At 32.3% G+C, this 14,231-nt stretch carries 13 protein-coding genes; 8 read left to right on the top strand and 5 right to left on the bottom strand.

Going from position 1 to position 14,231, the window contains the following annotated elements; all coding sequences use genetic code 11:
* Positions 1-36: 36 nt before the first annotated feature.
* Both AC3IF2_RS01840 and topA read right to left on the bottom strand, forming a co-directional pair.
* Positions 37-1,194 (bottom strand): formimidoylglutamase, encoded by a 1,158-nt coding sequence (locus AC3IF2_RS01840; protein WP_489165305.1) that lies wholly within the window; start codon positions 1,192-1,194, stop codon positions 37-39.
* 44 nt (positions 1,195-1,238) lie between these two features.
* The gene (gene topA, locus AC3IF2_RS01835) at positions 1,239-3,725 is read right to left on the bottom strand and encodes a type I DNA topoisomerase (RefSeq protein WP_489165304.1); all 2,487 of its coding nucleotides are present in this window, start codon (positions 3,723-3,725) and stop codon (positions 1,239-1,241) included.
* A 209-nt stretch (positions 3,726-3,934) separates the two neighbouring features.
* Between topA and miaB the strand changes: the two genes are divergently transcribed.
* The 8 genes from miaB (at position 3,935) to AC3IF2_RS01795 (ending at position 11,167) form a co-directional block, all read left to right on the top strand.
* Positions 3,935-5,386, top strand: a complete 1,452-nt coding sequence (gene miaB / locus AC3IF2_RS01830; protein WP_489165303.1) for a tRNA (N6-isopentenyl adenosine(37)-C2)-methylthiotransferase MiaB — start codon at positions 3,935-3,937, stop codon at positions 5,384-5,386.
* A 1-nt stretch (position 5,387) separates the two neighbouring features.
* Positions 5,388-6,623, top strand: coding sequence for a sigma-54 interaction domain-containing protein (locus AC3IF2_RS01825; RefSeq protein ID WP_489165302.1), 1,236 nt, complete (start codon positions 5,388-5,390; stop codon positions 6,621-6,623).
* Between the two features lie 51 nt (positions 6,624-6,674).
* Positions 6,675-7,178, top strand: a complete 504-nt coding sequence (locus tag AC3IF2_RS01820; protein ID WP_489165301.1) for an LptE family protein — start codon at positions 6,675-6,677, stop codon at positions 7,176-7,178.
* 1 nt (position 7,179) lies between these two features.
* Entirely contained in the window at positions 7,180-7,953 is a 774-nt protein-coding gene (locus AC3IF2_RS01815; RefSeq protein ID WP_489165300.1) for a DUF8458 domain-containing protein, read from the top strand.
* Between the two features lie 3 nt (positions 7,954-7,956).
* Complete coding sequence (secG, locus tag AC3IF2_RS01810) at positions 7,957-8,316, top strand: preprotein translocase subunit SecG (RefSeq protein WP_489165299.1); 360 nt, start codon at positions 7,957-7,959, stop codon at positions 8,314-8,316.
* Between the two features lie 155 nt (positions 8,317-8,471).
* Positions 8,472-8,750, top strand: coding sequence for a co-chaperone GroES (locus AC3IF2_RS01805; RefSeq protein ID WP_480195456.1), 279 nt, complete (start codon positions 8,472-8,474; stop codon positions 8,748-8,750).
* Between the two features lie 30 nt (positions 8,751-8,780).
* Complete coding sequence (groL, locus tag AC3IF2_RS01800) at positions 8,781-10,415, top strand: chaperonin GroEL (RefSeq protein WP_489165298.1); 1,635 nt, start codon at positions 8,781-8,783, stop codon at positions 10,413-10,415.
* Positions 10,416-10,510: 95 nt separating this feature from the next.
* The gene (locus AC3IF2_RS01795; RefSeq protein WP_489165297.1) at positions 10,511-11,167 is read left to right on the top strand and encodes a DUF6090 family protein; all 657 of its coding nucleotides are present in this window, start codon (positions 10,511-10,513) and stop codon (positions 11,165-11,167) included.
* Positions 11,168-11,211: 44 nt separating this feature from the next.
* On the opposite strand, the gene AC3IF2_RS01790 is transcribed toward AC3IF2_RS01795, so the two are convergent.
* Genes AC3IF2_RS01790 through AC3IF2_RS01780 form a run of 3 tightly spaced genes read right to left on the bottom strand, consistent with a single transcriptional unit; the run spans position 11,212 to position 14,156 of the window.
* On the bottom strand, positions 11,212-11,520 hold the full coding sequence (locus AC3IF2_RS01790; protein WP_489165296.1) for a heavy metal-binding domain-containing protein: 309 nt from the start codon (positions 11,518-11,520) through the stop codon (positions 11,212-11,214).
* A 19-nt stretch (positions 11,521-11,539) separates the two neighbouring features.
* Positions 11,540-11,899 carry a heavy-metal-associated domain-containing protein gene (locus tag AC3IF2_RS01785; RefSeq protein WP_489165295.1) on the bottom strand — a complete coding sequence of 120 codons (360 nt, stop codon included), beginning with the start codon at positions 11,897-11,899 and terminating at the stop codon, positions 11,540-11,542.
* A 1-nt stretch (position 11,900) separates the two neighbouring features.
* Positions 11,901-14,156 (bottom strand): TonB-dependent receptor, encoded by a 2,256-nt coding sequence (locus AC3IF2_RS01780; protein WP_489165294.1) that lies wholly within the window; start codon positions 14,154-14,156, stop codon positions 11,901-11,903.
* Between the last annotated feature and the right edge of the window lie 75 nt (positions 14,157-14,231).

Raw genomic sequence — 14,231 nt, 5'->3', positions numbered from 1 at the left:
CTTTAAGAACGTGAAAAAATTAGCTTTAGTGTATTACTAGTTTAATTTTCTAAAAGTTTTCCACCATCTTTCTGGAAAAACTTGTTTACCCGCTCTCAAGTAATCTTGATACGTACAAGGGATTAACGTACGTTTTTGGAATTTATTATTCTCGTGTTGTACCTCCATCCACCAACGATCACTCTTATTACTTTTAAAGAAATTAATCGTAGTGTCTTCTATAGGGACTATGTACTTTTTGTAGTCTTGTTTTGAAGTAAAAGGATATTCATTTGTTCTGAAATTATATCCTTCAATAAAATACCATATTATTTGTGCTATGAGTTGTGCAGTTTGATCTTGCTCATCAAACTTGGCATTATATTCATAAATACCAAAAGATGAAACCTTATCACTAATACCCGCATATCTAGATATAGAGCAAATAGGTTCACCATAAAAACCATTTGGTACTGCATTATTATTTGCTGGCGCTTCTGTTCTGCGTATAGCACCTAAGTCAATGCTAACAATATCTGAATCTCGCATAATAGGCTCAACAATTTTTACATTGTTAGCTACTTCACCTAATCTATAAATATCAAAATGAAGTTTATCTAATAATTCTATTTCGTCTTGTGAATTAAAAAAAGTTTGATAGCCTATATTACTAAAGTTGAAAAGATTATTAGGTTTCTCCATAATTATCTTACTTAAATAAGATTGTGAAGAAATATCATCCTCTAGATTTCCTAAATCAAATTTACTATCAACAACTGCTAGGTTAACTGTTTGCTCTAATTTATCGTAAGCACGATAGTTAGCATACGTTAAATCTTGACCGCCTCCTATAATAATAGGTATAACTCCTTTCTTTATTATCTCAGTTAATATTTCTTGAAGAGCAAAATAGGTGTCTTCTACAGTTTCACCTTTTTCAAGATTGCCTAAATCAATAATTTTAGCGAACCAATTACCAACATATAATTGGTATAGATTTTTTCTTAACAAACTAAGATCATTGCCTGTGCCAATATTATCAACTGCATTGCGATCTTCTGATACACCAATAATAGCTAGTTGCGCATTTTCGATTTCTGGAAGTCCATTTTGCTTCGAATGAATTTCGATAACCTTACCTATCGTTTGCTCAGTAAGTAATGTAGTATGAGCAACTACAGCTTCATCAATTGGTAAGAGGGTTTCTAAACTCATAGATTAAAAAATAGTAAAGCACAAAACTAAAATAAAAAGTAACATTATTTTTTAGTGGAGGCCTTTCTTTTTGTAGTTTTTTTCTTCGGAGTCTTTTTCTCTATTATTTCTTTAACTTCTTCTAAAGTCAATTTCTCAGCTTTAGTAGTTTTAGGTAATTCTATTTTTGTTTTTCCTTTTATAATATTAAAACGCCCCCAACGTGCTTTTTCCACACGAATCCCTTCTGATTCCCAATTATGGATTATCTTATCTTTTTCTTTTTGTAGTTTATCTTGGATTAATTCTACAATATCAGATTGTGAAAGATTATCAAAATCATATTTTCTATTCACATTGATAAACATTTCGTTCCATTTAATAAATGGTCCAAAACGACCAACACCTTTTTGCACAGGCATATTTTGATATTCTGCTATTGGGGCATCAGCTTGTTGCTTAGCTTTTATTAATTCGATGGCTCTATCTAGATCAACAGACATAGGGTTTTCTCCTTTATCTAAGGATACGAACATCTTATCAAAACGCACATAAGGACCAAATCGACCATTAGCAACTACAACCTCATTACTTTCATATTCTCCTAATGTCTTAGGCAATTTGAACAAATCCATTGCTTCTTCAAATGAGATACTACTTAATGTTTGTTCACCTTGAAGACTAGCAAATTTTGGTTTTTCTTCATCGGTTGCTTCACCAATCTGAACCATTGCTCCAAAACGACCTAAGCGTGCATATACATTTTTACCACTTTCAGGATCAATTCCTAGTAATCGCTCACCTTTAGCTCTTTCAGCATTTTGAGAAACTTCTTCTACATTAGGGTGAAAATCTGTATAAAAATCCTTGATCATTTCGGTCCAATTCTCTTTACCCTTAGCAATTTCATCAAAATCTTCTTCTACTTTTGCCGTGAATCCGAAATCTAATATTGTAGAAAAATTTTCTACTAAAAAATCATTTACAATTTTTCCTATATCTGTAGGGACTAACTTTCCTTTATCAGCTCCAACTTTTTCAGATAAAACCTTATCAGAAACCGAATTATTACTTAGTGTTATTTGTGTGTACTGTCTTTCTTTACCCTCAACCATTCCTTTTTCAATATACTCTCTACGTTGAATAGTAGAAATTGTTGGTGCGTATGTAGAAGGACGGCCGATACCTAGTTCTTCTAATCGCTTCACTAAAGAAGCTTCGGTGAACCTTGCAGGTGGTCTTGAATATCTTTCTGTTGCAGTAATAAAATTATTTTCAATTTGTTCATTAACCGAAAGTTTTGGTAACATTCCTGCTTGCTCTTCATCTTCTATATCTGTACCTTCTAAATAAACTTTTAGAAAACCATCAAATGTTATTACCTCTCCATTAGCAGTCAAAATTTCTCCATTAATATTATTAGAAATTTTAACATTAGTACGTTCTAATTTAGCTTCACTCATTTGAGAAGCAATAGTTCGTTTCCAAATCAAACTATATAAACGGTCTTGGTCATAATCAACCGACACATTATGACGACTCATATTGGTAGGTCTTACAGCTTCGTGAGCCTCTTGAGCTCCTTTTGCTTTAGATTTATAATTTCTTGGAGCGCTGTATTGTTCTCCATAAGAGTCAATAATTTCTTGTTTAGCTGCATTTTTAGCGTCATCAGAGAGATTAACGCTATCTGTTCTCATATAGGTAATCAAACCTGCTTCATATAAACGCTGCGCTATCGTCATCGTTTTCCCTACTGGAAAAAATAATTTACGAGCAGCTTCTTGCTGTAAAGTAGATGTTGTAAAAGGTGCTGCAGGGGATTTTTTAGCTGGTTTTGTTTGTAAGTCAGCAACTTTAAAATCGGCATTTATACATGAATTTAAAAAACTCTCAGCTTCAGCTCTTGTCTTAAAATTTTTAGGAAGTTTAGCTTTAAACTTCTTACCATTACTATTTGTAAATTCAGCATCAATTCTATAAGATGCCTCAGCATTAAAATCTTCTATTTGTCGCTCACGTTCAACAATTAATCTTACAGCAACAGACTGGACTCTACCAGCAGAAAGACCTCCTTTTACTTTACGCCATAATACAGGAGATAATTCATAACCTACCAATCTATCTAATACACGACGAGCTTGTTGCGCATTTACTAAATTATAATTGATACTTCTCGGGTTCTCAACAGCATTTAAAATGGCTTTCTTAGTAATTTCATGAAAAACGATACGCTTTGTTTTATCATCACTCAATTTTAATTGCTCGTATAAGTGCCACGCTATAGCCTCTCCTTCCCTATCTTCATCACTGGCTAACCAAACCGTGTCAGCTTTTTTAGCTAAGTCTTTTAATTTTTTAACCACAGCTTTTTTATCTGTAGAAACCTCATAACTAGGCTTAAAATCTCCATCGACATTAATCCCTAATTCTTTTGAAGGAAGATCTGCAATGTGTCCAAAACTAGATTCAACTTGAAAATCTTTTCCTAAAAATTTCTCAATAGTTTTTGCCTTAGCAGGTGACTCAACAATTACTAAATTTTTTGCCATATTTCTTAATATAATAAGTAGTCTTAATTGACAAAATCACTACAATGGAGCAATAATTTTGGATTGCAAAAGTATATAGAATTTTTTTATTAAGATTATTGAGCATAATTCCCAATCAATTTTTTCGCTAGTTTTTAACAAAATATTACGCTGTCATTTTGTCATATTTTTTAGAAATTGGTTGTATATTTGCATCCCATTTTTAACTAATGAGTGTAGAGAAAGTTATAGAAGAGCAAAAGCAAGGTAAAGCTTTAATTACGGATAAGGTTGAAGGAAATAGTAGAAAACTATTTATTGAGAGCTATGGGTGCCAAATGAATATGAACGATAGTGAAATTGTAGCATCAATTTTAGCTAAAGAAGGTTTTAATACTACTCAACAACTAGAAGATGCCGATCTAGTTTTAGTAAATACTTGCTCAATTAGAGATAAGGCAGAACAAACTGTTCGTAAACGCTTACAATATTATAATAAAGTAAAAGAGATCAATCCATCAATGAAAGTTGGTGTGCTAGGTTGTATGGCAGAACGCCTAAAAGCAAAATTTTTAGAAGAAGAGAAAATTGTTGATTTGGTAGTTGGCCCTGACGCATATCGCGATTTACCTAATTTAGTAGAAGAAGTAGAAGCTGGTCGCGATGCTGTAAATGTTATACTTTCTAAAGATGAAACCTATGGAGACGTTTCTCCCGTTCGCTTAAACTCTAACGGAGTATCTGCTTTTGTTTCTATTACAAGAGGATGCGACAATATGTGTACATTTTGTGTAGTACCATTTACTAGAGGTCGTGAACGTAGTCGAGACCCAAAAAGTATTTTAGAGGAAATACGAGAGATGCATGAGAAGAATTTTAAAGAAATTACTTTATTAGGTCAAAATGTAGATAGCTACTTATGGTATGGTGGTGGACTTAAAAAAGATTTTAAAAATGCTTCTGATATTGCTAAAGCTACTGCTGTAAACTTTGCACAATTATTAGATATGTGTGCTACTGAGTTTCCAAAAATGCGCTTTCGCTTTTCTACATCAAATCCTCAGGATATGACATTAGATGTAATTCATGTAATGGCTAAGCATCAAAATATTTGTAAATATATTCACCTACCTGTTCAAAGTGGTAGCAATAAGATACTAAAAGCAATGAATCGTCAGCATACTCGTGAGGAGTATATAGAACTGATCGACAACATCTATAAGATCATCCCAGAAATGGCTTTGAGTCAAGATATGATTGCAGGGTTTTGTGGTGAAACAGAAGAAGATCATCAGGATACATTATCTATGATGGAGCATGTAAAATATGATTTCGGTTTTATGTTTGCCTATTCTGAACGACCTGGAACATTAGCAGCTAAAAAATTTGAAGATGATGTGCCGTTAGCAATAAAAAAGAGGCGTTTAGCTGAAATTATTGCTTTGCAACAAGAACATTCTCATTATAGAACTAAACAACATGTTGGTAAAATTGAAGAAGTCTTGGTTGAGGGAACTTCTAAAAAATCTGATGCTCATTTTAAAGGACGTAATACGCAAAATACCGTTGTGGTTTTTCCTAAGGAAAGTTACAAATTAGGTGATTTTGTTAATGTAAAAATTGAAGATTGTACTTCAGCTACTTTAATAGGTAAAGCTGTTGGGTATTCTGATAATAATTAATATGGAAAACTTACAAACTTTAAAACAACGTTTCGGTATTATCGGTAATGATTTACTACTAAATAGAGCTTTAGAAAAAGCAACTAGAGTAGCACCAACTGATATTTCTGTATTGGTTACCGGCGAAAGTGGTGTTGGTAAAGAAAATATTCCAAAAATTGTACATCAACTATCACATAGAAAACATGCAAAGTATATTGCAGTTAACTGTGGTGCTATACCAGAAGGAACAATAGACAGTGAGTTATTTGGCCATGAAAAAGGTTCTTTTACTGGAGCTACTCAAACAAGAAACGGATATTTTGAAGTTGCCGATGGTGGTACTATTTTTCTTGATGAAGTTGGTGAATTACCATTAACTACTCAAGTACGCTTATTACGTGTTCTTGAAAATGGAGAATTTATTAAAGTTGGTTCTTCTAAAGTTCAAAAAACAAATGTTCGTATTGTTGCTGCAACCAATGTGAACATGATGGAGGCTATCCAAAAAGGAAAGTTCCGTGAAGATTTATATTACAGACTAAGTACTGTTGAAATTCATTTACCAGCGCTTAGAAAACGTAAAGAAGACATTCATTTATTGTTTAGAAAATTTGCTTCAGATTTCGCTCAGAAATACAATATGCCAACCATCAGATTAGAGTCTGAGGCTATTACAATTTTACTGAATTATGCTTGGCGCGGAAACATACGTCAACTAAGAAATATTACAGAGCAAATTTCTGTTATTGAGCAAAATAGAACTATTACTGCACAAACTTTAAAAAATTATTTACCTGAATATAGCGGAAATTTCCCTGCACTAGTTGATAATAAGTCAACCAGTGCAAGTAGTGATTTTGCTAATGAAAGAGAAATACTTTATAAAGTATTATTCGACATGAAAAACGATATCAACGATTTAAAGAAATTAACTTTAGAATTGATGGAAAGCGGCAATTCTGTTCAGGTTAAAGAAGATAATCAACGTTTGATACAAAAAATCTATGGTGATTCTGATGATAAAGAAGATAATCTTGTAGAAATTATTCCTGCTCAAAAGAATGATGTCTTTCAAGAAGAAGATAGATATATGCATGTAGAAGATGTAGAAGAAAGCCTATCTCTACAAGAAAAAGAATTTGAATTAATAAAAAAAGCTTTAGAGAGAAATAATAACAAACGTAAACTAGCTGCAAAAGAATTAGGTATTTCTGAAAGAACTCTTTATAGAAAAATAAAGCAGTTCGATTTGTAAATCAGTTAGTTTAGTCGTTTATTTGCTAACTCTCATTTTCTAAATACCCTAATGAAAAGAATTACTTTTTTAATTTCATTCTTCACATTACTCATCTTAACAGGGTGTGGGGTTTATTCTTTTACAGGTGGTAGTACCGGCGATGCTAAAACTATACAAATAGATTATTTTCCTAATAATGCTCCATTAGTTGAGCCAACTTTAAGTCAAAAATTCACACAAGATCTACAAGATCTTTTTTTGAGACAAACAAGTTTAAATTTAGTGAGATCAGGTGGAGATTTACATTTTGAAGGTGAGATTACAGATTATAGAATTATCCCTATAAGTGCAACGGCAGAACAAACTGCTGCTCAAAACCGATTGAACATTAGCATAAGGGTTCGTTTTTTTAATAAGCTTATACCAGAAGATGATTTTGATAAAACATTTTCATTCTTTTCGGACTTTGATGCTAATGCACAATTAACAGGTTCAGTTTTAGAAGGCGCTCTAGATGAAATTTTTGAACGCGTAACACAAGATATTTTTAATGCATCTGTTGCTAAATGGTAGTATGAAATTAGAAGATTTTACATATCTATTAAAGCAGCCTTGCGAAATCACGAAAGAGCAAACTAATGCTGTTGAAGATATACTAGAAAATTATCCATACTTTCAAGCAGCTCGTGTCTTACATTTAAAAGGATTAAAGAAACAAAGCAGTTATAAATATAATAATGCTTTAAAAGCTACAGCTGCTTATACAACTAATCGTACTGTTCTTTTTGATTTCATTACACAAGACACATTAGATGTTGTAAGAAAAGAAGCAAAAGAAGATAATTTGATTCAAGAATCTGAAATTGTAGATCTTGAGGTTGTTGAAGTAGAGCATGATGTTGTAGTAGCAGAAGCTGTTAAAAAGCCCGTTTTAGAAAGTTTACAAATTGGGCAGCCACTTGATTTTGACAAATCTGAAAAGCATTCTTTTAATGAATGGTTACAACTAACATCTTTTCGCCCTATAGAAAGAGTTGAGCAAAAAAATCCTGTACAAGAAGAAGAGAAAAAAGAGAATAAAAATTTTGATCTAATTGAACAATTTTTAGAAACTAAACCTAAAATTCAACCAAGCAAATCATCAGAAAAAATTGATATATCATTAGATAGTGTTTCAGAAAATGAAGAGCTAATGACAGAGACTTTAGCTCGTGTATATTTGGAACAAAAAAAGTATGAAAAAGCTATAAAAGCTTTTAAAATATTAAGTTTGAAATATCCAGAAAAAAGTGGTTTCTTTGCAGACCGAATTAAAGCGGTGAAATTTTTAAGAAAGAATAATTCATAAATCATGTCTTACACATTATTTTTAATATTAATAATTATTGTAGCGGTATTGCTAATTTTAATAGTGATGGTACAAAATCCTAAAGGTGGTGGGTTATCATCTTCATTTGGAGGGCAAGGAAGTCAAGGTTTTGGCGGAGGTGTGCAAAGCACAACTAACTTTTTAGATAGAAGTACTTGGACGTTGGCCATTGCATTATTTGCATTGATTTTATTGTCAAACTTTGCTATACCTAGAGCAAATTCTGTAGATAATAATTCAGCCATTGAAAATACAATAAATGATAGAGAAGTAACTGATGAAGTACCAACATTAAATGATGTTCAAAGTGAAACAACTTCTCAACAAGACTCAACGAACTAATTCAAATATTTTATATTTTGAAATAAAAAATGCCAACGAAAATGACACGTTGGCATTTTTTATTTCTGTTAAAAATTACAATTTGTCACTTTTTATGAGTTGGCACACTTTTAGCAAATTAATCTTCGATTATAATTAACATAAACTAATAAAAGATGAGTAAAATAAAAATCAAACCATTAGCTGATAGAGTTGTTATAGAACCTCTAGCTGCTGAGACTAAAACTGCTTCAGGAATTTATATTCCAGATTCTGCAAAAGAAAAACCTCAACAAGGTAAAGTTGTAGCTGTTGGTAAAGGCACTAAAGACGAACCAACAACAGTAAAAGTTGGCGATACTGTTCTTTACGGAAAATATGCAGGTACTGAGTTAAAACTTGATGGTGGTGACTATTTAATCATGAGAGAAAGCGACATCTTCGCTATTTTATAATATTAGAATTAATCAAAACAGAAATTAAAGATGGCAAAAGATATAAAATTTGATATAGAAGCACGTGACGGACTAAAACGTGGTGTAGACGCATTAGCAAATGCTGTAAAAGTAACTCTAGGACCTAAAGGTCGTAATGTGGTAATTGGTAAAGCTTTTGGCGGGCCAGCAATCACTAAGGATGGAGTTTCGGTAGCTAAAGAAATTGAACTAGAAGATGCTCTAGAAAATATGGGGGCTCAAATGGTAAAAGAAGTAGCTTCTAAAACGAATGATCTTGCTGGTGACGGTACTACTACAGCTACAGTTCTTGCTCAAGCAATTGTAAAAGAAGGATTAAAAAATGTTGCTGCTGGTGCAAATCCTATGGATTTAAAGCGTGGTATTGACAAAGCTGTTGGTGCTATTGTAACTGATCTAGCAAAACAATCACAAGTAGTTGGTAGTAAAATTGATAAGATCAAACAAGTTGCATCTATCTCTGCTAATAATGATGAAAGTGTTGGTGATCTAATCGCTCAAGCTTTTGAAAAAGTGGGCAAAGAAGGTGTAATTACGGTTGAAGAAGCAAAAGGGACTGACACTTATGTAGACATCGTTGAAGGAATGCAGTTCGATAGAGGATATTTATCTCCTTACTTTGTAACTGATTCTGAAAAAATGATCACCGATCTTGAAAGCCCTTACATTTTATTGTATGATAAAAAAATATCTGCGATGAAGGATTTATTACCAGTTCTTGAACCAGTTGCTCAAACAGGTAAGCCTTTATTAATTATTGCAGAAGATGTAGAAGGCGAAGCTTTAGCTACATTGGTAGTTAACAAATTACGTGGCGCACTAAAAATTGCTGCTGTTAAGGCTCCAGGATTTGGCGATAGACGTAAAGCAATGCTAGAAGATATCGCGATCCTTACTGGTGGTACAGTAATTTCTGAAGAAAGAGGATTTACTTTAGAAAATACTACCATTGATATGTTAGGTGTTGCAGAAAGAGTTACTATTGATAAAGACAACACAACAGTTGTAAATGGTAACGGTAAAAAAGCAGATATTAAAGGAAGAGTTAATCAGATTAAATCTCAAATAGAAACAACTACTTCTGATTATGATAGAGAAAAGCTTCAAGAACGTCTAGCTAAACTTGCTGGTGGTGTTGCTGTTCTTTATGTTGGCGCAGCTTCTGAAGTTGAAATGAAAGAAAAGAAAGATAGAGTTGATGATGCATTACATGCTACACGCGCTGCAGTTGAAGAAGGTATTGTTGCTGGTGGTGGTGTTGCTTTGGTTAGAGCTAAAGATGTACTTACCAAAATTACAACTGATAACTTAGACGAAGTAACTGGTCTTCAAATTATTGCTCGTGCTATTGAGGCTCCTTTACGTATTATTGCCGAAAATGCAGGAAGTGAAGGGTCAGTAGTAGTTGCTAAAGTATTAGATGGTAAAAAAGATTTTGGTTTTAATGCCAAAACTGACGAGTATGTAAATATGCTAAAGGCTGGAATTATTGATCCAACTAAAGTAACACGTATTGCACTAGAAAATGCAGCTTCTGTAGCTGGTATGATCTTAACTACAGAATGTGCTTTAGTAGATATTAAAGAAGATGCTCCTGTAGCTGGTATGCCTCCAATGGGTGGTGGAATGCCAGGTATGATGTAAGTCAAGAGCTTCTATAAATAAAAATTAAACGCTGCAAATTATGCGGCGTTTTTTTTGTCCTATATTTATATCTTTATAAAAATCAACCCTTTAAAATGAAAAAAATTAACTGGCAATATACTTTTGGGGAAATATTAATTGTAATTATAGGCATTACAATTGCTTTTAGTTTAAATAAATGCTCTGAAAGTAGTCAGAATCAAAAAGTACAAAAGTTATATCTTGAAAATTTAAAAAGTGATATTGAGACAGACAAAAAGAATTTAGAACAAAATTTAGAGAGTCTTATATGCAAAAGAGAAATTATAAAAAGTACATTTAAATATTTTAACCCTACATTTCCTAAGAGAGATTCTGCTTTAATTAAGAATTTTTTCGACACAGCTCAAATAATTGAATTTTCCCCGAAAACTACCACGCATCAAACTCTTATGAATTCTGGAGATTTAAAGCTGATTAATAATTTCGAATTAAGAACTTCTATACAAGAACACTATAGAAAATATAGTAGCCTACAACAAGATTATGATAGAATGGAAAATATTAGTAAAGAATATATTGCTGATTATTTTATCTATAATATCGATATGGATAAATTTCGACGAAAAGAAAAGGCCTTTGATAATGAAAAACTATTAAAGAGTATTATGCAAAGTATGTTTGGCGCTATAGGTTTAAAAATAACCTCTACCCAAAAAAGTATAGAAAGCTGTAATCAGATTTTAGAAAAATTAAACAACTCATTAAACTAAAAATGCGGCTTATTGCCGCATTTTTAAACTATTTTTGTTCAACCTTATTTGACCGAATCTTTATCATGCCCATCACCTTCTTCGTGATCTTTATGCATTTCAACTTTCTTTTCTTTTAGATCCATTTTACAAACCGGGCAAGTACTAGCTTCTGTGTAACTTTTACCCTTTTCGCAATCCATCGGACATTGATATAACACATCGTTAGAAGCTAATACTTCTTTTGCTTCTTCCTTAACTTCTTCTTTTACCTCAGCTTCAGTTTTTATATCTTCCTTTTTATCCTTTTTACACGATGTAACCGTAAAAGCTGTAAAACATACAACTGCTAATACTAAAATTAATTTTTTCATTTGGTTTAATTATTTATTGTTAATGATGTTTTTTAACTTCACCATCTCTATATCTACAACAAGCATCTAAACTATCATATGCTTCTTGTGTGGCTTTAACTTCTTTGGTATCGTGACCTACTTTAGCTAAAGCTTTTTTTATTTCTAATGTCGAAGTTTTTTTATTGTTATAGATGCAATATAACTCTTTTGTATCTACATTCCAAGAAGCAAACTTTACTCCTTTGGTCAAAGTCAATGCTTTTTCAATCCTGTCTTTGCACATTAAACAAACTCCATCTACTTCAAATCTAACTTTAGAGGTTTTAGATTTCTTTTGAGCTTCCGCGGAAAGCGTAAATGATATAATTGCTATAAGTATAAAAATGATTTTTTTCATATTATTTAATTTTAAAACGTAAACCTGCGTAATACATATTTTTTAATATCGGCGCATACACAATGCTGGTATCAAAATTCGGTCCAAACGGATCGCTATTTGCTAAAATAGGATTTTCTTGTATATAACCTGTTAAATTTTCTCCGCCAACATATATTTCAAATTTGTCGGAAAACACACGAGCGACTTGCGCATTCATTAAACTATAACTCGGTGAAAATTCTGGTAATCTATCTTCAATAGGATTTGTACCCGTAAATGGCAAGCGCTGTTCGCCTAACCAATTAAACGTATAATCGAAACGCCATTGTGCTCCATTTAATTTACGTTCAGTTTCGTATGATATGTTTGCAAAAAAGCGATGCTCAGGTAATAATGGTTTTTGTAATTTTCCTTTAAGATAATTTGTTTTTACATCATAATATTTATAGGCAAATCGCACTTCCATACCTTTTGCCAATTCATAATTTAGCTGAGCCTGAAAATTGTTTGAATAAGAATCTCCTTCTAAATTATAAAACAATAGTTGCTGTGGACTTTGATCCACATCAACAACTACTTGATTTTCAAACTGAGTGCTATAAAAATCTAATGTTAAGTCAGCTTTTTTACCAAATAAATTGAATCCTTGCAAGTAGCTAATTCCATAATTCCATGCAATCTCTGGGTCTAATCCATAAATCTTACCTGTAGTATTTAAGATGTTTAGATTTCTAGACGAACCGAATAATCGTTGATTTTCAGCAAAAATATTAGCGCTACGCTTACCTCTTCCAACCGAAGCTCTTAATACTCCCTTTTCCCAAGGAGCATAACGCAAATGCAATCGAGGTGTTACAAAAGTTCCTAAAAGGTTATGAAAATCTATACGAACACCAGCAACTACGCTAAACTTATCTAAATCATCGTAAGAATATTCGAAGAAGCCACCAACTGAATTCTCGTCTCTTTCAAAATCAGCAGCTGCATTTTGAATATTCACAAACTCATCGTACATATCATAAGTAAAACTTATACCAGTTTTGAATTTATGTAACGAGCTTCCTATAATAGAATTAAAAATGGCATTAGAATATACACTTTTATGATTGATATTATATTCATTAAATCCAAAATACGAATCTTGATTATGTCCACTATATGCTATTTGAAAGCCTACACTTTGATATGGAGTATCAGGAAAAACATAACCTAATTTAGCTGAAGCATCAAAACGCTCGGTGTCGATTTCTGAACCATATTTTGTAGTTGTAAACTTATTAATGTCTGGATCAAAATCTACATCACCAGTTTGCTTATCATCTTTTAAATATCTAAAATTGATAAAACTCACTAAACCTTTTTTAGCATTTGTGTACTGCCAACGATTCATAATATTAATCTGTTTTGCTAAAGGAATATCTAGAAAATTATCATCGTTTTTATCAATTTCAGCGGTTCGTTGGTTTCCATGTATAAACAAACTTGTACTCCACTTATCAGATACTTTTTGCTTAAACTGAGTATTCAACTCTTGCCTACCGTTTAGTGAAGAGTATAGATTGATAAATAACCGATCATCACGTAGTGGTTTTTTTAACTCAGTATTGATTTGACCAGCAATACTTTCATAACCATTAACCACCGAACCTGCACCCTTAGTGATCTGTATACTCTCAATCCATGTTCCAGGCGTATAGGTCAAACCAAATGCTTGTGAAGCGCCTCTAACATTCGGTATATTCTCTTGAGCAATTAATATATAGGGACTGGTTAATCCTAATAATTTGATTTGCTTAGTTCCTGTTAAAGCATCAGAAAAATTAACATCAATAGATGGGTTTGTTTCAAAGCTTTCGGATAAATTGCAACAAGCAGCCTTTAATAATTCGCCCTCATTAATAGTAACAATGTTAGCAGATTGTAAATAAGAGACAGCTGTATTTTTCTTTTCGGCTTGCACTGTAACCTCATCTAATTCACTTTCTTCTTTCATAAAATGATGAATCTCACGAGGTTCATTAACAGTAATAGTATCTGTTCGGTAACCAATATAGCTAAATACCAACTTTTTATATTCTGGTTTATACTTAATGGTGAACCAACCTTTATCGTTAGTTATGGTTCCTACTTCTGTACCAAGCCAATATACTGTAGCTCCAGGTAAACCTGCATGTTTACCATCTTTATTTTTTATCATTGCCATTCCGCGAATAACATCTTGCGAAGAAGCCATTAAAGGAATAAGAATTAATATTATTTTTAATATGTTTTTCATAATTTGATTCAATAAGATTAAAATTTACTTTTTAAATATTCGCATATGCGAATACATTAATTAAATTCTAATAAA

The sequence above is a fragment of the Maritimimonas rapanae genome, from assembly GCF_057837205.1.
Note: the sequence above shows the minus strand (reverse complement) of the source record. Positions and strands in the feature narration are given on the sequence as shown.